The organism is Deinococcus sp. NW-56 (assembly GCF_002953415.1).
Classification (GTDB): domain Bacteria; phylum Deinococcota; class Deinococci; order Deinococcales; family Deinococcaceae; genus Deinococcus.
This window is the reverse complement of sequence record NZ_CP026516.1, coordinates 297,972-314,019: the sequence shown is the minus strand read 5'-3', so window position 1 is coordinate 314,019 and position 16,048 is coordinate 297,972. Positions and strand designations below refer to the sequence as shown.

The window sequence follows — 16,048 nt, the reverse complement described above, 5'->3', positions numbered from 1 at the left end:
GGGGGGTTTTGCTGTGGGGATGGCCCCCTGACCCACTGTGCCTCTGGTGACCTATCCCCACCCCGCCCCGTGCTCTGCTGAGGCATGCCGACAATTCACCGCGTGGCCCTGCTGGGAGCGCTGCTGCTGCCGTCCGCTGCCGGGGCGAGTGTGGAGACCCACCTCGCCGCCGTTCTCAAGTTCGGCCCGCGCGTGACAGGCAGTGAGGCCAATGCCCAGGCCCGCAGCTATCTGGAGGGGCAGCTCCGGGCGCTGGGCTACGAAGTCCGGCGCGAGACCTTCACTTACCCCCGCTTCGACGACCTCGGCTCGGGGGTCGAGGTGGGCGGGCGCACGCTGGCGGGCCTCGCGCTTCAGGGGTCGGTGGGCGGGGAGGTGACGGCCCCGGTCGCCCGCGTCTCCGGCGTGGGCACGCCCGAGGAGTTCGCGGCGGCGAATGTGCGGGGCCGAATCGCCGTCGTGGACCGGGGCACGCTCCCTTTCGCGCAGAAGGCCCGCAATGCGCTGGCGGCGGGAGCGCTGGGGCTGATCGTCGTCAACAACCAGCCCGGCGAGGTGCGCGGCACCCTGGGGGAGCGGGTCGCCCTGCCGGTGCTGACCGTCACGCGCGAGGCGGGTGCGGGCCTGCGGGCGGGCGAGCGGGCCACCCTGCGCGTCCGGGTGCGCGAGGGGGACGTGACCGGGGTGAATGTGGTGGCGTTCAAATCGGGCGTCACTCGGCCCGACTTCCTCTTTGGCGGGCACATGGACTCGGTGCCGGGGGCACCGGGCGCGAACGACAACCTCTCGGGCACGCTGGCGGTGCTGGACCTCGCGGGACGGGTGGCCGGGACGCCGCTGGCGAACCGCAGCGCCTTCGTCCTGTTCGACGGCGAGGAAGATGGGCTGCACGGCTCACGCGCCTACGTCAAGGCGAATCCGGAAGTCGTGCGGAACCTGCGGGCCATGTTTAACTTCGACATGGTGGGCGTCAACGTCACGCCCCTGACCGTCAGCGGCGAGGAGGGGCTGGTGGAGGCCGTGCGGCGGTCGGCGGGCGCCGTGGGCCGGGTGGGGGACACGGGCGGCAGCGACCATGTCCCCTTCGCGGGGGCGGGGGTGCCCACTCTCTTTTTCCACCGGGGGCTGGATGCCAACTACCACCAGCCCGGCGACGTGCTCGCCGACCCCGCGCTGATTCGGGAAACAGTGGACGCAGCGCTGAAGACGGTGGAAGCGCTTGCCGCGGCGCCGAGCACCCGGCCCTGACGTGCCCTAGCGCCCGCCCGCCGAGGTCGCGTCCAGCAACCAGGTCTGAAATTCGGGCAGGGCGCGATCCCAGGGCAGGGCCACGATCTCGGGCACCTCGTAGGGGTGCATGGCGCGGATGCGAACTTCGAGTTCGGGATAGCGTTCGCCGGTCGTCTTGATCAGCAGCAGGGTTTCGCGGTCCTCGGCGACCTCGCCCTCCCAGCGGTAGACGCTCTGCACGCCCGGCATCACGTTGACGCACCCCGCCAACCGCTCGGCCACGAGGGTTCGGGCCAGTTCGGGCGCCCGCTCCGGCGGGAGGGTGACCAGCACGACGAGTGACATAGTGCCCGCAGGATACGCCCCCCGGCTCCCGAGCGGACCTTGGGCCTTTCTTACAGCGCGGGTGGGAGGGCGGCTAGGGCAGGCGCAGCGTGTCGCAGACCTCGCCCGGCTCGTCGGGGGCGTTCTCGGCCACCACGAGGTCCTCGGTTTCGCCCACGAAGCCCTGGCAGCGGGCCAAGACCTCCAGATAGGCCGGGTCCAGGGCGGCGGCCTCGGCCTCGCGCAGCACGCGCACGTCGCGCTCCAGGGCACGGATACGCTGGCGGGTCTCCTGCGTCTCGGCACTCCAGGTCACGGTGCGGTAGACCAGGTTGCCGAGTTGAAAACTCAGTTGCACGATGCCCAGCGCCGCAAGCACGCTGGCAAACACCAGGGCCAGGGGCAGCCGCTGAAGCTGACGCCACCGGGACCGCCAGCCCCGCCGTTCGCGGGGAGGGAGCGGTTCCGGAACAGACATGGTTCAGAAGATAGCGTCGGGCACGCGGGAGGCAAGGGGGAGGCGCCCGAACTTGCGGCCAGATGTTCTAATGCGCCCATGAGCGGCGCAAGCACCGACACCACCCCCCGTCCGCGCCCCCCGGCCCCCTGGGAGGCCCTGGCGTCCCTCGACTGGGCCAGGGCGCACCGGGCGGGCATCCAGATGCGCTACGGCGACATCGACGCGATGGGACACCTCAACAACGCCGTGTACGTGCAGTACCTCGAAACGTCGCGGGTGCTCCTCATGCGCGACCTCGGCGTGCCCGACCGCGACGACCGCTCGGTGATCGTCCGGCTGGAACTCGACTACCGCCACGAGGTGCGCTGGGGCCAGGAGGTCACGGTGGAGTCCCTGGTCGAGCGCATCGGCGGCACGAGCTGGACGGTGGTTTCCCGCCTCTGCGCCGACGGCCAGCCCTGCGCCTACGCCCGCACGGTGCAGGTCCGGGTGGGGGACGGCCTGCGCCCTGAACCGCTGCCAGAAGCGCTGCGCCAGAGCCTCTCCGGCCTGCTCGCCCGATGAGCCGCCCCCACTACGAGGACCGGGTGCGCTATCAGGGCGACCTCTGGGTACGGCTCGACACCCTCCCCCGGTTGCTCGCCGAAGGCTGGCGGCGCACCCTGGCCGAGGGCGGCGTGGTTACCGTGATCCGCACCCCCTTCCAGTGGGCGATGGCGACCCCGGTGATCGAGATCGAGACCGGCGGTTATATGGGCGACGTGGGCCTCTACGTGCCCGAGGTGCAGCTTGAGGAGGCCCTCGCCCTGCTGCAGGCGGAGGACTGACCTCCCCTCTTCCCACCGCTGGAAGCGCTCCCGTTTCCTCAGTTCCCCAGGAGGACTCTCCCTTGACCACTCCCGATTCCCCCCTCTTCCCTCCCTCCATCGGCGTGGATGTCGGTGGCACCAAGATCGCCACGGGCGTCCTGATCGGCGACGAGTTGCATGGCCGCCATGTCCAGCCCACCCCGGAAACCGGCTGGGAGGCCGTGCTGGACGCGGTCGCCGCGCAGGTGCGGGCGCTGCAAGCCCAGTATCCGCAGGCCACCCGTGTCGGGGTAGGCGTGCCCGGTCCCCTCGCCGAGGGCCGCACCCGCGTCAAGTTCGCGCCCAACATCTACGGCTTTACCGACGTGCCGCTGGTGCAGGGGCTGGAAGACCGGTTGGGGGTGCGGGTGGTGCTGGAAAACGACGCCAAGGCTGCCGCGCTCGCCGAGGCGCACCTCGGGGCGGCGCGGGGCACGGCCAGCAGCGTGTACGTGACGGTCAGCACCGGCATCGGCTCGGGCATCGTGCTGGGGGGCCGGGTGTGGCGCGGGCACCACGGGATCGCGGGGGAACTCGGGCACGTCACCGTGATGCCGGGCGGCCCGGTCAGCGGCGCAGGGTTGGACGGGGCGCTGGAAGCCGTCGCGAGCGGCACCGCCATCGCCCGCGACGCGAGCTACGCGCTGAACCGCGAGGTGTCTACCGCCGAGGCCTTTGCCCTCGCCCAGAGCGGGCACCCGGCGGCGGGGCGGGTCGTCGCGCAGGCGCTGCGGCACATCGGCGTCGCGCTGGCCGACCTTCAGAAGTTCCTCGACCCGGAGGTCTTCGTGATCGGGGGCGGGGTGGCGAAGGTGGGCGACTTCTTCTTCGCCGGGATTCAGGCCGCCGCCGACGAGTACGCAGGCCCCTTCGCCCCCGTCACCCTGCGCCGCGCCCAGCTCGGCACCGACGCGGGCGTGATCGGCGCGGCGCTGGCCGCCCGGCTGGAGGGCCTGTGACGGCGCCCCAGACTGGCGGGCGGCGCGAGGTGGCCCTGATCGCGCACGACCGCCAGAAACTCGAACTCGCCCTGTTCGCCCTGTCTCACCGCGACGTGCTGGGGCGTTTTCCCCTCGTCGCCACGGGCACGACCGGGGGCATCCTGGCGAGCAAGACCGGGCTGGCGGTCGAACGCGTCCTGTCCGGTCCCAAGGGCGGCGACCAGCAGATCGGGGCGCGAATCGCGGAGGACCGCGTGCTCGCCGTCTTCTTCTTCCGCGATCCCCTGACCGCCCAACCGCACGAACCCGACGTGTCCGCCCTGCTGCGCCTGTGCGACGTGCATGACGTGCCGCTGGCGACGAACCCGGCGACGGCGGAGGCGCTGGTGCTGTGGCTGGCCCATCGGGACGGCTAGCCCGTCCACACGGGAACAAGGGAAGGTGGGCGACGTGCGGAACGTCGCCCACCTTCCCTGTTTGAACTCAGGGTTCAGATCACGAACTCGCCCGCCCGCATGACCGCCTCGCGGGCGCCGTCCTTCGTGACGCCGTCCACGTCGATCTCTCCCGAGCCGATCATCCAGTCCACGTGGGTGAGGGAGTCGTTACCGCCCTTCGCCGCGAACTCCTCGGTGGTCATCTCCACGCCGCCCCTGACGTTGAAGCGGTAGGCGCTGCCGATGGCGATGTGCGAGGCCGCGTTCTCGTCGTAGAGGGTGTTGTAGAAGAACAGCCCCGAGCGGCTGATCGGGCTGGAGTGCGGCACCAGCGCGACTTCGCCGAGGCGGTGGCTGCCCTCGTCGGTCTCGATCATCTGGCGCAGGGTGTCCTGCCCGCTCGCGGCGGTCGCCTCCACCACCCGCCCGCCCTCGAAGCGGATGCGGATGCCGTCGATCAGCACGCCGTTGTACGAGAGCGGCTTGGTGCTCACGACCACGCCGTCCACCCGCTCGCGGTGGGGGGCGGTCCAGACTTCCTCGGTGGGGATGTTCGCGGTGAAGGTGATGCCCGCAGGCGTCTGCGCCGCGCCGCCGCCCCACACGTGGTTCTCGGCCAGCCCCACGGTGAGGTCGGTCTCGCCGCCCCGGAAGTGCAGGGCGTGGTACTGCCGCTCGGTCAGCAGTTCGCGGCGGCGCTGGAGATCGGAGAGGTGGGCTTCCCACTGCTCCAGCGCGTCGGGCTGGTCGGCGCGGGTGGCGGCGAAGATCGCGTCCCACTGCTTTTGCACGGCTTCCTCGCGGGACACGCCGGGGAACATCAGCTCGGCCCACTCGGGGACTGGCGCCGAGATCAGGTTCCAGTTCAGGCGGTTGGTCATGACCTGAAGCGAGTAGGGCTTGCGGTAGGCGGCCAGCGTGCGCTGGTGCGTGGTGACGCGGCTGGGGTCCACGTTCGCCAGCAGGCCGGGGTTGGTCGCGCGAATGGCGATCACCGCGCCACCTGCCTCGGCGGTTTCCAGCTCGGCGTCCACGCGCCAGCGGCTGATCTGCTCGAAGCTGCCCTCCGGCGCCAGCGAGAAGCGGGCAAGTTGCACGTCGTCGTCGTCCCAGCGCACGTCCGCAAAGGACGCGCCCGCCGCGTAGGCCTCGCGCACCAGCAGCCGGGCCAGCGGGGCGGTGTCCACCGGGGCCTGCACCAGCACCCGCTGGCCTTCCCGCACGCCCAGACCCACCCGCACCGCCAGCCGCGCGTAATTGCGCAGCTTCTCGTCAAAGGAAAGTTGTGTCACGCCGGGCAGGATAGCGCCCGCCCCCGCCCGCTTGACGATCCCCGGCACGGCGTCTATAGTTCTGTGGCTGGCCGTCGAGGCGTAGCGCAGCCTGGTAGCGCACTACCTTGGGGTGGTAGGGGTCGTGAGTTCAAATCTCGCCGCCTCGACCAGCATAGAACTCCCTCCGCGTGGGGGAGTTTTTCTTGTGGTCTGCCTGGCCCTTTCGGGACTGGAGACGCGCCGATGGGGTACGCCTGGGGCGCCCGGCTGTCCCCCTGCGCGGAGCGGGAGCGGCGTGCATAAATAGCGGCATGGTTTCCCCCGCTGCCCGTCCTCCAGCACAGCGTCGCTGGGTCCTGCGGATGACCTGGCTGGACCTGTGTTTCCTGCACTGGCCGGTCCCCCCGGAGGCCCTGGCCCCCAGCCTTCCGCCGGGCCTCCAGCTCGACCTCTGGCAGGGCCAGGCCTGGGTGGGGATCGTGCCCTTCCGGATGGCCGGAGTGGCTCCCCGCTTCAGCCCGGACATGCCGCGGGTCAGCGCCTTTCCCGAGTTGAATCTGCGCACCTACGTGACGGCGCAGGGGGTGCCCGGCGTGTGGTTCTATTCGCTGGACGCGGCCCAGCCGCTCGCAGTGCGGCTGGCACGCCGCCTCTTTCACCTCCCGTATTTTGACGCCCGGATGTGGGTAGACCGGCGCGGTGAGATCACGCGCTACGCCAGCATGAGAACCCATCGCCGCGCGCCGGAGGGCCACTTCGCGGCGGCTTTTCGGCCGGTCGGCCCGGTGTTTCAGGCGGCTGGAGGCACCCTGGAAGACTGGCTGACCCACCGCCTCGCGCTGTACAGCGCGGACCGGCGCGGGCGCCTCTACCGGGGCCAGGTCCACCATGATCCCTGGCGCCTTCGCCGGGCAGAAGCGCGGATCGCCGAGAACACGCTGGCGGCGCCGCTCAACCTGAGACTGAAGGGTGAACCCCACCTGCTGTATGCACAGAGAACGGAGGTGCGGGCCGACTGGCTCACCCCGGTGCGCGTCAGCCCCGAGCCGTGAGTTCCGCAGCGTGAGCGCCGTTCCCTTGCCAAAGAAAACCGGGAGCCCCCGCAGGAGTTCCCGGCCTCTACTGACTTGTACTGACTTGGCTCAGCGGTTCACGAAGCGGCCGCCGTGGCGGGCCATCGCCGCTTCCACCACGTCCATGGGCACGCTGTCCTCGATGGCGATGGCGCGGCCCCCAGCCTCGACGGTGCTGTGCATCTCGTCGTAGTGGGTGTCCTCGAAGTCGTAGCGGTCGTCGTAGTTGCGGGCGACACGGGTTTCCATCCCGTCACCGTGAACGGCGGCGTCGGCGGTGCCAGCGGCCGCGCCGAGGCCCGACCCCAGCGCCCCCATCCCCAGCAGCACAGGCACGGCGGCGAGGCCCCCCGTCGCGGCGACCACGGCGCCCGCGGCCACGCCCGCCACGGCACCGAGGGCCGTGCCCTTCAGGGCGCCGCCCGCCATGTCGGCGCCGTCACCGCCGCCGTCCACGTACTCGGTGGTCGTGGCGGTCGCCGCGCTGGTCTGGGTGGTCGTGGTGTCCATGCTGCCCATGGAGGAGCGGCGCTGGAAGGACGTCTGGCCCATCTCGGGCTGAATCACGCCCTGGCTCAGCAGGTCCTGCACGAAAGCGTCGGCCTGGGCCACGGTCGGGAAAATCAGGTGTCGCATACCTGGCAGTTTGCCGGGCCGGGCGGCGCGGGCAGATGAGAGGCGCGGCAAGAGGCTTTGGGGAAGCCCGGGGGGGTCAAGCGTCGGCCGCGTCCACCTCGGGTCGGCGGCCCTTGCCCCCGGCGGGGTCGGTCACGCGGGTGAGGGCCTGGGCGGGCACCCCGGCGAGCAGGCCCTGATCGGTGTGCACGTCCACCGTCCCCGCGAGCGGGTGCAGCTTGGTGACCTTGCCGCACGCACCGCTCTCGGTGTGGCACACGCGGGCGTTCTTGCGCGGCAGGTCACGCAACAGGTCGAGGTACATCCCGTGCTCGAACTGCAGGCAGCACAGCAGGCGTCCGCACGGCCCCGAGAGCTTTTCCGGGTTGAGGGGCAGTTGCTGGTCCCGCGCCATGCGGATGCTGACGGGCGCGAACTCCTGCAGGTGGGTGCTGGAGCAGTTGCCCCGGCCGCAGGCTCCCAGCGTGCCGATCATCTGGGCCTGCTCGCGCGGCCCGACCGCCGCGAAATTCACGCGGGCGCGGGTGTGCCCCCGCAGGTCCCCGATCAGGCCGCCGAGTTCGATCCGGTCCTCGGCGCTGTAGCTCACCGTCACGAGGCTCTCGTCGAGGGTGAACTCGACCGCCACGATCTTGACCGGGAGGCCGCGCTCGCGGGCGCGTGCCCGCAGCAACCACTTGAGGTCCTCGCCCTGGCGGTGCAGCTCGTCCCAGCGAACGAGGTCCTCTGGAGTCGCGGCCCGCAGCACGCTGCCGTAGCGGGCCTGGGGGTCGGGGGTCCCGGCCTCGCCGCGCACGGTGGCGACCTCCGGGCCACGTTTGCCCTGCACCACGACGCGCGTGCCCACCGCGTGCGGCGCCTCGCTGAGCATGGCGTGCAGGCGTGGGCTGCGTTCGAAGCGGACAGGCAGGACAACCACGTCCCGCAGGATGTCACGCCCGGGCCGGGGGCGTCGAGAGAGGCGTCACGAAAGGAGAGCGGGAAGGGAACGGTCCACCGCCGTCTCCCCTTCCCGCCCGCTCCGGCTCCCCTCAGTGCCGCTCGGCGATCACCTCGATCTCCACCCGCACGTCGCGGGGCAGACGGGCAACCTGCACGGTGCTGCGGGCGGGGTAGGGGGCCTGGAAATACTCGGCGTAGACGGCGTTCATGGCCGCGAACTCGTTCATGTCGGCCAGGAAGACGGTGGTCTTGACCACCCGCCCGAGGTCGGTCCCGGCGGCCGTGAGCACGGCCACGAGGTTGTCGAGCACCTGCCGGGTCTGGGCCTCGATGCCGCCCTCGACGAGCGTGCCGTCCGGCGTCAGCGGAATCTGCCCGCTGGTGATCACGAGGTTGCCGAAGGTGGTCGCCTGGCTGTAGGGGCCGATGGCGGCGGGGGCGGCGGCCGTCTCCACGATGTCTTTCATGGGTCTACTGTACCGGCCCGCCTGGGCTGACCTCCCCTGGCCCTCAGCCTGCGGGTTCGCGCGACTCGGGGCGGGGGTGAACGCGGGCGCGCAACGACGCCGCCGAGAGGGCCGGACGCCGCGAGGGCCGCACGCGGGCACGGCGCTGGGCGTAAGCCACCCCCCCCAGCAGCAGGGCGCCGAGCAGGGCGATCAGCGGGCGCTGCTCGGGAATCAGGAGAACGCCGAGCAGGGTGAAATACACCAGGATCAGCAGCAGGTAGGTCAGCGGACTGCTGCCGCGCTGGGCGCTCAGCAGGGCGTCCACGTACAGGGGGCCGCCCTCCTGGCGCTCGGGGAGGGGATAGCGGGGCAGGCCGCCCGTGCGCAGGACGTCCACCACCACCGCCGTGATGTTGTCGGGGCCGCCCCCGTCGTTGGCCGCGTCGATCAGGGTGCGGGCCACCCGCTCGGGAGGCTGGGCGGGCAGCAGCAACTCCAGCAACGAGGATTCGGCCACCACCCCGCTGAGGCCGTCGCTGCACAGCAGCAGGCGGTCCCCGGCGTGCAGGGGCAGCCCGAACAGCTCCAACCGCACCCGTTCCTCGCCGCCCAGCGCGTTGCTCACCACGCTGCGCCACTGGTGGTGCCGGGCTTCTTCCTCCGAGAGGTGGCCCAGCCGCACCTGCTCGGCCACCCAGGAGTGGTCCTCGGTGAGGCGGTGCAGTTCGCCGTCCCGCAGCAGGTAGGCCCGCGAGTCGCCCACGTGGGCGATCAGGGCGGCCCCCCGGTCCACGAGGAGCGCGAGCAGGGTGGTCCCCATGCCCGCGTACTCGCCCACCGCGTGCCGCAGCACCGCGAGGTTGGCCGCCTGCACCGCCCCCGCGAGGCGCTCGGGCGGCGTTCCCCGACCCTCCAGGTAATGCTGGCTGAGGCTGTCGAGGGCGAGGTTGGCCGCCAGCTCCCCCGCCGCGTGCCCGCCCATGCCGTCCGCAACGGCATACAGCCCCCCACGCGGAAGGTCGAGCGCCAGCGCGGCGTCCTGGTTGGTACGGCGCTGGCGCCCCACGTCCGTCAGCAGACCGGAGCGCAGGGGAAGGGGCGCGTCGGCGCGCATGGGTCCAATATAAGGGAATCATGTAACAGGTCCGGCGCACCTGTCGCCCCATGCCTGCGGGGACTCCTCACGCTTCTCATATGCCGGGTCTGCCAACGTGAGGGCATGACCGCGCCTGCCCCGTCCCACCGCTTCGGCGTCTATATCGGCCGCTTTCAGCCCCCCCACACCGCCCACCTGCGGGTGATGGTGGAGGCGCTGGAGAACGTCGGGACGCTGGTCGTGGTGATCGGCAGCGCCCACGCGCCGCGCACCCTCAAGAACCCCTGGACGGCCGGGGAGCGGCAGGAGGTGATCGGCGCGATGCTGCGGGAGGCGGGCGTGGACCCTGCGCGGGTGCGCTTCGCCGCCGTGCCCGACCACCCCTACGACGAGGACCGCTGGCTGGCAGCGGTGCGGGCTGGGGTCGCGGCCCATACCGGAGAGGACGGCGACGTGGCGCTGATCGGCCACCTCAAGGACGACAGCAGCTACTACCTGCGTTCCTTTCCGGACTGGCCCTTCCTGCCCACCGCTGTCGTCAGCCCGCTGAGCGCGACCGACGTGCGCCGGGCCTACTTCGCGGGCGAGCTGGAATCGGTGGCCGGGATGGTCCCCCCCGCCGTCCACGCCTGGCTGGAGGCATTCCGGGGGACCCCCGAGTTCGCGGAGCTGGAGGCCGACGCCGCGTGGCTGCGGGCGGCGCAGGCGGAGGCCGGGACGTGGCCGCCCCTGCGGGTGGAGGCGCTCGCGGCCGTGCGGGACCCGGCGGGGCGCGTGCTGCTCACGCGGCGGGACGAGCGGCCCGGACGCGGCCTGCTGGCCCTGCCGGGGTCGGAGGTTCTGCCGAGCGAGACGCTCGCGGCGGCGGCGCGGCGGGCAGCGGCGGGGGCGCTGGGGGTCACCCCGGACGACCCGGCGCTGACCCTCTCCCCTACCCCGGCCACCGTGTACGACGCGCCGGGCCGCAGCCCACGGGGCCGGGTGATCGCGCACGTGTTCGGGTTCGAGTGGACTGGAGCGACTGGGGCCAAGGAGTGGACCTCTCCACGCGACGCCCTCGCCCACCCCGAAGCCTATTTCGAGGACACCCATGCCCTCCTCGAACAGGCGCTCAGCCCAGCCGGACCCCGCTGACGACCCGCACCCCGTTGCGCTCCAGTTGGTGCAGAAAGAGGGCGTGGTAGAGGTCGCCGGGGTGACCGGGCGCGTCCCAGGTCTGGGCGCAGGGTTCGGGCACGACGACGGTGCGGCCCAGCTGACGCGCCATTCCGTCCGTCACGAGGTGCAGGGCGAGCGTGTACAGGCACAGGTCGGTCACGTCGCCCACGGCGATCACGGCGTCGAACTCGGCGCCCCGCTCCTCCAGCCACGCCCGGAACTCGGGGCTGGTGTGGCTGGCGATGCTGTTCTTCTGGAAGTGCCGGAAGCGGCCGAACTCGGGGAACGCCTGCAACTCGGCCACCGCCTCGGCCTGGGGGGTACCCACGACGCAGTGCGGCGGGTAGGCGGCGAACTCGCGGGCATCTCCGGGATGCGAGTCCTGCACCAGCACGACATTTCCGGCCGGGACTCCGGCGTCCAGCAGCGAGCGGATCAGCCCGGTCACGCGCGGAATGATCGCCGCCACCCGGGGGCTGGCGAGGGGTCCCTGACGGGTAAAACCCTCGATCAGGTCCACGCACACGACCGCGACCCGCTCGGGCGGGGCGTTCAGCGTGAGCGCGGAGAGGTCGGCCAGCCAGCGCTCCAGCAGTTCGGCCTGCTGGGTCGCCTGATCGCGCAGGGTCGGGGCAGTGGGGGTCATGGGGCAGATGTAGCACACGGGGCCAGGGCTGACCCTGCACCGTTTGGGGGACGCAACCCCGGCCCCCCGGATGGCGTACTGGGGGCATGACGCGAGACGACCGCGACCCCGCCCTCCGCCCGGACGACCCGCAATCCCCGCGCCGGGAGGTGCCCTCCTGGGTGGACGAGGTGCTGAGCGCCCCGCCCATGCCGTCACCTGCCGCGCCCGACCCAGCTCCGCAGGTGACGGTGGCGAGCGTGGAGCCCGTGCCCACCCCACTCTCCGGCCCCGACGACCTGCGAATCCCGGAGCACAGGCCGGGGGCGCCGCGCCCGCAGGCCCAGCCCCTGACGCCCCCGGCCCACGACTCCGCGCGGCCCACTCTGCTCGACTCGGCCGACGACTGGATCGCGCGGGCGACGGGCGGGACGGCCAGGACCCCCTCCATGCCGTCCACGCCGCCTCTCTCCAGCGAGCCGGTCACGCACGCCCCTGCCCCGCGTCAGCCCGACCCCTGGGCGATGGGGTCGCCCGCGCCGCACACTTCCGGCCCGGTTCCGGGCGACATCGCCACCCGGCGGTTGATCGCCGGACTGCTGGGCATCGTGCTGGGAGCCTTCGGGGTCCACAAGCTGTACTTGGGAATCACCACGCCGGGGCTGATCATGCTGGGAGTCAATATCGGCGTGTGGATCGTGGCGCTGCTGCTGGGGCTGCTGCTGTTCATCGTCGGCGTGGTGGTGACCCTGCCCATCGCCGGGTTGATCAGCGGGGCGGTGGGGTTGCTGGGGCTGATTGAGGGCATCCTGTACCTCACCAAGTCGGACGAGGACTTTTACCGGGAGTACGTGGTGGGGAAAAAGCCCTGGTTGTGACAGCGGTGTTCCGTTCTGCCCTGGGGAGGAAAGCACAAGCACACCGCTGGGCTCCACGTCGGCCGCTGCCCACGGCGGTCACTCGCTCTGCTCGGCCGAGAAGCCGCCCTCTGGTTGGCAACTGCTCTAACCCAGTGCCCCGGCCAGGTCGGCCTGCAAGTCCTCCAGCGCCTCCAGGCCCACGCTGAGGCGCAGGGTGCGCGGCGTGACCCCGGCGGCGGTGCGGGCGGCCTCGGGGAGGCGGCTGTGGGTGGTCGTCCAGGGGTGGACGATCAGGGTGCGGGTGTCCCCCAGGTTGGGCGCGATGCGGATCACCCGCAGCCGCGCGAGGAAGGCGGCGGGGTCGGGCACCTCAAAGGTCAGCACGGCGCCGAAGCCGCCGCGCAGATACCGCCGGGCCAGCGTGTGGTGCGGGCTGCCGGGCAGACCGGGGTAACTCACGCGGCCGACCTGCGGGCGCTCCTGAAGCCACCCGGCCAGCGCGAGCGCCGTGCTCGACTCGTGCCGCAGCCGCAGCGAGAGGGTCTCCAAGCCCTGCGCGATCAGAAAGGCGCTGTGGGGCGAAAGGGTCATCCCGAGCTGGTGGGCTCCCAACCAGCGGGCACGCCACCCCAGGGCGGCCTGACCCCGCGTGTTCAGCAAGCTGGCCTCGCCGCCCTCCGCGTAGATCGGGTGACGGGTCAGGTCGTGGCGGGTGCCCACGGTCACGCTGCCGCCCATCACGCTGCCGTGCCCGCCCGCCCATTTGGTCAGCGAGTGGGTCACGAGATCGGCGCCGTGCTCCAGCGGACGGCACAGCAACCCCACGCCGCCCCAGGTGTTGTCCACGCCCAGCAGCGCCCCCTGCCCGTGCGCGATCTCCGCCAGCGCCGCGAGGTCCGGCACGTCCCCGGCGGGGTTGCCGATGGTCTCGGCCCAGACCAGCCGGGTGCCCGGCCCCATCGCCGCCGCGATGGCCTCCGGCGTGTTCGCGGTCAGGGTGGCCGAAATGCCCATCAGCGGCAGCACGTTGTTCAGCAGGCCCGCCGTGCCGCCGAACAGGCTGGCGGTGGACACCACATGGTCCCCGGCGCGGCACACGCTCAGGATGGCGGTGAGGGTCGCCGCCTGCCCGCTGGCGAGGGCGACGGTCGCGGCGCCCCCCTCCAGCGCCGTGATCCGCTCCTCCAGCGCCCGCACGGTGGGATTCTGGAGCCGGGCGTAGCTCAGGCCGGTGCCCTGGGCGAACTCGCCCTGCGCTTCTTCCAGCGTGGCGAACTGGAAAGCGGCCGCCTGGTGAATGGGAATCCCGACCGTCTCGCCCAGTCCGCGCGGGATGGCGCTCTGCACGGCGGTCGTCTCGTAGTGCCAGTCGGGAGTGGGCCAGTCGGGAGTGGGCCTATCTGGAAAAGGGTCGCGGGCGTCGGACATGCGCCCACGCTACGCGGCGGGGAGCGCTAGGGTGCGGGGCATGTCCTACCTGGGAGAATTGCGCGCCGTGTGGGGAAGTGCGCCGCTGATCTCGGTCGGCGTGAGCGTGCTGATTCAGGACGAAACGGGCCGCATCCTGCTGCAACGCCGGGGAGACGACGGGCTGTGGGGCGTGGTCGGCGGCGGACTGGAACCCGGCGAGAGCTTTCTGGAGGCCGCGCACCGGGAGCTGCTGGAGGAAACGGGGCTGAGTTGCCCGGACCTCGCGCCCCTGCCGCTGGCAGAAGGGCTGGTGAGCGGCCCGGAGTTCTATCACCGTTACCCCAACGGCCACGAGATTTATCTGGTCGGAATGCGGACGCACGGCAGCCTGCCTGCGGCGGCCCTCGCGCACGCCGCACCGGACGACAGCGGCGAGACGCTGGAACTGCGCTGGTTCGGACTGAATGACCTGCCGCCGCTGAGCAGCAACATCAACCGCGTCAATATGAATGTTTTGCGTCTCCGGGCGGGCCTGCCTGCTCTGCCGCTTCTCCCCTTTCCGGCAACCCCATCCCACGACGACCACCTGGCGCGGTTGCGGGCGGCGGTCGGCCCCCGCCCCCTCTTCGCCCCCGGCGCGAGCGTGCTGGTCGATGACAATCAGGGACGCCTCCTCCTACTCCGGCACGCCCGCACCGGGCAGTGGGTGCTGCCGGGCGGCAAACTGCACCCTGGCGAGAGCTTCGAGGCCTGTGCCCGCCGGGAACTGCATGAGGAAACGGGCCTGTGGGCCGAGCGGCTGACGCCCACCGCGCTCCTGCAAGGGCCGGAGTTCCGCTACGAGGACGCCTCCGGCCCCTGGGACAGCGTGGGCGTACTGTACCGGGCACAGGGCGTCACGGGGAAACTCACCCTGCCGGAAGGCGAGATCACGGGGGCACGGTGGTGGGCGGCTGGCGAGGTGGACGGGGCCGACCTGCTGGGCCTCTACACCCGGCGGGCGGTGGAGACGTGGCGGGGCCGCGCTAGCCTCGTGCCATGACTGCGGTGACCGATCCCCTGACCCTGCCCTGCGGCGTGACGGTGAATAACCGGCTGCTCAAAGGCGCCATGAGCGAGGCGCTGGGCACCCGCGACCACGCGCCCCGGCCCGAACTGCCCGCCCTGTACGCGCGGTGGGCGCGGGGCGGCACCGGCCTGCTGCTCACCGGAAACGTGATGGTGGACGCCCGCGCCCTGGGGGAACCCGGCAACGTGGTGCTGGAAGACGAGCGGCACCTCGCCGACTTTCACCGCTGGGCGGTGCAGGGGTCGCGGGACGGGGCCGCGCTGTGGATGCAGCTCAACCACCCCGGCAAGCAGGCCCCGCGAGGCCTGAACGCGGGCGGCACGGTGGCCCCCAGCGCCCTGCCCTTTGAGGGCGGAATGGCCCGCGCCTTCGCCACACCGCGCGAGCTGACCGTCCCCGAGATTCACGGACTGACGGCCCGTTTTGCCCGCTCCGCACTGCTCGCACAGCGGGCGGGCTTCGGCGGCGTGCAGCTTCACGCGGCGCACGGCTACCTGTTCTCGCAGTTCCTCTCGCCCCGGCACAACGTCCGCACCGACGAATACGGCGGGAGCCTGGAGAACCGGATGCGCTTCCTGCTGGAGACCTACGACGCGGTCAGAGAGGCGGTGGGGCCGCGCTTTCCGGTGGGCGTCAAGCTCAATTCCTCCGACTTCGTGCGGGGCGGTTTCTCGGAGGAGGAGAGCCTGGCGGTGGTGCGGGCGCTGGGGGCGCGGGGCTGCGACCTGATCGAGCTGTCGGGCGGCACCTACGAGAAACCGATGATGATGCTCGGCCGGGGCGAGCGCGGCGGCTTCTTCGCCGACTTCTCGCGCCGGGCGCGGGCGGTGGCGGGCGTGCCGGTCTGCGTGACCGGGGGCTTCCGCGACGCCGCCACCATCCGGCAGGCGCTGGAGGACGGGGCCGCCGACATGGTGGGCCTGGGCCGCCCGCTGGTGCTCGACCATACCTTCAGCGCACGGGTACTGCGCGGCGAGGATGCGAGCAGCGGAGTCCGGCCTCTGAAGACGGGCATTCGCCCGCTGGACCACAGCGGCTATATGGAAATCGCCTGGTACGAAGACGCGATGCGGCGGCTGGCCCGTGGGGAGGAAGTGAACGCGGAGGAGGCCCCGCTGCTCGCCCTGGTCCGAATGACGGCGGAGATGGGGGCGGGCGCGGTGTTCCGGCGGCGGCGGGCGTAAAGAGGAGGGGCTGGAGCCTCTCGCCCCAGCCC

At 71.9% G+C, this 16,048-nt stretch carries 19 protein-coding genes and 1 tRNA gene; 11 read left to right on the top strand and 9 right to left on the bottom strand.

Going from position 1 to position 16,048, the window contains the following annotated elements:
• Window positions 1-84 precede the first annotated feature (84 nt).
• Window positions 85-1,248: a M28 family peptidase gene (locus C3K08_RS01680; RefSeq protein WP_104989763.1), complete on the top strand. Its 1,164-nt coding sequence runs from the start codon at window positions 85-87 to the stop codon at window positions 1,246-1,248.
• Window positions 1,249-1,254: 6 nt separating this feature from the next.
• Here C3K08_RS01680 and cutA read toward each other — a convergent pair whose 3' ends face one another.
• On the bottom strand, window positions 1,255-1,575 hold the full coding sequence (gene cutA / locus C3K08_RS01675) for a divalent-cation tolerance protein CutA (RefSeq protein WP_104989762.1): 321 nt from the start codon (window positions 1,573-1,575) through the stop codon (window positions 1,255-1,257).
• Window positions 1,576-1,648: 73 nt separating this feature from the next.
• Window positions 1,649-2,032 carry a cell division protein FtsB gene (locus C3K08_RS01670; protein ID WP_104989761.1) on the bottom strand — a complete coding sequence of 128 codons (384 nt, stop codon included), beginning with the start codon at window positions 2,030-2,032 and terminating at the stop codon, window positions 1,649-1,651.
• A gap of 78 nt (window positions 2,033-2,110) precedes the next feature.
• Between C3K08_RS01670 and C3K08_RS01665 the strand changes: the two genes are divergently transcribed.
• The 4 genes from C3K08_RS01665 (at window position 2,111) to mgsA (ending at window position 4,219) form a co-directional block, all read left to right on the top strand.
• Window positions 2,111-2,578, top strand: a complete 468-nt coding sequence (locus C3K08_RS01665) for a thioesterase family protein (RefSeq protein ID WP_104989760.1) — start codon at window positions 2,111-2,113, stop codon at window positions 2,576-2,578.
• Window positions 2,575-2,841, top strand: coding sequence for a hypothetical protein (locus tag C3K08_RS01660; protein WP_104989759.1), 267 nt, complete (start codon window positions 2,575-2,577; stop codon window positions 2,839-2,841). Before C3K08_RS01665 ends, C3K08_RS01660 begins: the two co-directional genes overlap by 4 nt.
• A gap of 62 nt (window positions 2,842-2,903) precedes the next feature.
• Entirely contained in the window at window positions 2,904-3,821 is a 918-nt protein-coding gene (locus C3K08_RS01655) for an ROK family protein (protein WP_104989758.1), read from the top strand.
• Window positions 3,818-4,219, top strand: coding sequence for a methylglyoxal synthase (gene mgsA, locus C3K08_RS01650; protein WP_104989757.1), 402 nt, complete (start codon window positions 3,818-3,820; stop codon window positions 4,217-4,219). Before C3K08_RS01655 ends, mgsA begins: the two co-directional genes overlap by 4 nt.
• Window positions 4,220-4,293: 74 nt before the next feature.
• Here the strand turns inward: mgsA and C3K08_RS01645 are convergent, their stop codons facing one another.
• A complete protein-coding gene (locus tag C3K08_RS01645) occupies window positions 4,294-5,544 on the bottom strand; it encodes an aminopeptidase (RefSeq protein ID WP_104991856.1) in 1,251 nt (416 codons plus the stop codon).
• A 63-nt stretch (window positions 5,545-5,607) separates the two neighbouring features.
• Between C3K08_RS01645 and C3K08_RS01640 the strand changes: the two genes are divergently transcribed.
• Both C3K08_RS01640 and C3K08_RS01635 read left to right on the top strand, forming a co-directional pair.
• Window positions 5,608-5,684 (top strand) — tRNA-Pro (locus tag C3K08_RS01640).
• A gap of 192 nt (window positions 5,685-5,876) precedes the next feature.
• Window positions 5,877-6,566 carry a YqjF family protein gene (locus C3K08_RS01635; protein WP_104989756.1) on the top strand — a complete coding sequence of 230 codons (690 nt, stop codon included), beginning with the start codon at window positions 5,877-5,879 and terminating at the stop codon, window positions 6,564-6,566.
• Window positions 6,567-6,656: 90 nt separating this feature from the next.
• Here the strand turns inward: C3K08_RS01635 and C3K08_RS01630 are convergent, their stop codons facing one another.
• From C3K08_RS01630 to C3K08_RS01615, 4 genes are all read right to left on the bottom strand, one after another.
• Window positions 6,657-7,223, bottom strand: coding sequence for a hypothetical protein (locus C3K08_RS01630; protein WP_104989755.1), 567 nt, complete (start codon window positions 7,221-7,223; stop codon window positions 6,657-6,659).
• A 76-nt stretch (window positions 7,224-7,299) separates the two neighbouring features.
• A complete protein-coding gene (locus C3K08_RS01625) occupies window positions 7,300-8,094 on the bottom strand; it encodes a stage 0 sporulation family protein (protein WP_199777018.1) in 795 nt (264 codons plus the stop codon).
• Window positions 8,095-8,254: 160 nt separating this feature from the next.
• Entirely contained in the window at window positions 8,255-8,632 is a 378-nt protein-coding gene (locus tag C3K08_RS01620; protein ID WP_104989753.1) for a RidA family protein, read from the bottom strand.
• Window positions 8,633-8,675: 43 nt separating this feature from the next.
• Window positions 8,676-9,728, bottom strand: a complete 1,053-nt coding sequence (locus tag C3K08_RS01615) for a PP2C family serine/threonine-protein phosphatase (RefSeq protein ID WP_104989752.1) — start codon at window positions 9,726-9,728, stop codon at window positions 8,676-8,678.
• A 105-nt stretch (window positions 9,729-9,833) separates the two neighbouring features.
• Here C3K08_RS01615 and C3K08_RS01610 point away from each other — a divergent pair, with 105 nt between their 5' ends.
• Window positions 9,834-10,844, top strand: coding sequence for an NUDIX domain-containing protein (locus C3K08_RS01610; protein ID WP_104989751.1), 1,011 nt, complete (start codon window positions 9,834-9,836; stop codon window positions 10,842-10,844).
• Here the strand turns inward: C3K08_RS01610 and C3K08_RS01605 are convergent.
• Window positions 10,822-11,514 carry a cysteine hydrolase family protein gene (locus C3K08_RS01605; protein ID WP_104989750.1) on the bottom strand — a complete coding sequence of 231 codons (693 nt, stop codon included), beginning with the start codon at window positions 11,512-11,514 and terminating at the stop codon, window positions 10,822-10,824. The two genes, C3K08_RS01610 and C3K08_RS01605, sit on opposite strands and share 23 nt — an antisense overlap.
• Before the next feature lie 86 nt (window positions 11,515-11,600).
• Between C3K08_RS01605 and C3K08_RS01600 the strand changes: the two genes are divergently transcribed.
• Window positions 11,601-12,371: a TM2 domain-containing protein gene (locus tag C3K08_RS01600; protein WP_104989749.1), complete on the top strand. Its 771-nt coding sequence runs from the start codon at window positions 11,601-11,603 to the stop codon at window positions 12,369-12,371.
• A 126-nt stretch (window positions 12,372-12,497) separates the two neighbouring features.
• Here C3K08_RS01600 and C3K08_RS01595 read toward each other — a convergent pair whose 3' ends face one another.
• On the bottom strand, window positions 12,498-13,781 hold the full coding sequence (locus tag C3K08_RS01595) for a PLP-dependent transferase (RefSeq protein WP_104989748.1): 1,284 nt from the start codon (window positions 13,779-13,781) through the stop codon (window positions 12,498-12,500).
• A 40-nt stretch (window positions 13,782-13,821) separates the two neighbouring features.
• On the opposite strand from C3K08_RS01595, the gene C3K08_RS01590 reads away from it, so the two are divergent.
• Both C3K08_RS01590 and C3K08_RS01585 read left to right on the top strand, forming a co-directional pair.
• Complete coding sequence (locus C3K08_RS01590) at window positions 13,822-14,805, top strand: NUDIX domain-containing protein (RefSeq protein WP_104989747.1); 984 nt, start codon at window positions 13,822-13,824, stop codon at window positions 14,803-14,805.
• Entirely contained in the window at window positions 14,802-16,016 is a 1,215-nt protein-coding gene (locus C3K08_RS01585; RefSeq protein ID WP_104989746.1) for an NADH:flavin oxidoreductase/NADH oxidase family protein, read from the top strand. Before C3K08_RS01590 ends, C3K08_RS01585 begins: the two co-directional genes overlap by 4 nt.
• Window positions 16,017-16,048 lie beyond the last annotated feature (32 nt).

Excerpts from the sequence above, each read along its gene's own strand:
- C3K08_RS01600 (WP_104989749.1), top strand. The coding sequence starts at position 11,601 with ATGACGCGAGACGACCGCGACCCCGCCCTCCGCCCGGACGACCCGCAA.
- C3K08_RS01635 (WP_104989756.1), top strand. The coding sequence starts at position 5,877 with ATGACCTGGCTGGACCTGTGTTTCCTGCACTGGCCGGTCCCCCCGGAG.
- C3K08_RS01615 (WP_104989752.1), bottom strand. The coding sequence starts at position 9,728 with ATGCGCGCCGACGCGCCCCTTCCCCTGCGCTCCGGTCTGCTGACGGAC.
- C3K08_RS01590 (WP_104989747.1), top strand. The coding sequence starts at position 13,822 with ATGTCCTACCTGGGAGAATTGCGCGCCGTGTGGGGAAGTGCGCCGCTG.
- C3K08_RS01595 (WP_104989748.1), bottom strand. The coding sequence starts at position 13,781 with ATGTCCGACGCCCGCGACCCTTTTCCAGATAGGCCCACTCCCGACTGG.
- C3K08_RS01670 (WP_104989761.1), bottom strand. The coding sequence starts at position 2,032 with ATGTCTGTTCCGGAACCGCTCCCTCCCCGCGAACGGCGGGGCTGGCGG.
- cutA (WP_104989762.1), bottom strand. The coding sequence starts at position 1,575 with ATGTCACTCGTCGTGCTGGTCACCCTCCCGCCGGAGCGGGCGCCCGAA.
- C3K08_RS01680 (WP_104989763.1), top strand. The coding sequence starts at position 85 with ATGCCGACAATTCACCGCGTGGCCCTGCTGGGAGCGCTGCTGCTGCCG.
- C3K08_RS01665 (WP_104989760.1), top strand. The coding sequence starts at position 2,111 with ATGAGCGGCGCAAGCACCGACACCACCCCCCGTCCGCGCCCCCCGGCC.
- C3K08_RS01625 (WP_199777018.1), bottom strand. The coding sequence starts at position 8,094 with ATGCTCAGCGAGGCGCCGCACGCGGTGGGCACGCGCGTCGTGGTGCAG.
- C3K08_RS01605 (WP_104989750.1), bottom strand. The coding sequence starts at position 11,514 with ATGACCCCCACTGCCCCGACCCTGCGCGATCAGGCGACCCAGCAGGCC.
- C3K08_RS01660 (WP_104989759.1), top strand. The coding sequence starts at position 2,575 with ATGAGCCGCCCCCACTACGAGGACCGGGTGCGCTATCAGGGCGACCTC.
- C3K08_RS01585 (WP_104989746.1), top strand. The coding sequence starts at position 14,802 with ATGACTGCGGTGACCGATCCCCTGACCCTGCCCTGCGGCGTGACGGTG.
- C3K08_RS01610 (WP_104989751.1), top strand. The coding sequence starts at position 9,834 with ATGACCGCGCCTGCCCCGTCCCACCGCTTCGGCGTCTATATCGGCCGC.
- C3K08_RS01620 (WP_104989753.1), bottom strand. The coding sequence starts at position 8,632 with ATGAAAGACATCGTGGAGACGGCCGCCGCCCCCGCCGCCATCGGCCCC.
- C3K08_RS01630 (WP_104989755.1), bottom strand. The coding sequence starts at position 7,223 with ATGCGACACCTGATTTTCCCGACCGTGGCCCAGGCCGACGCTTTCGTG.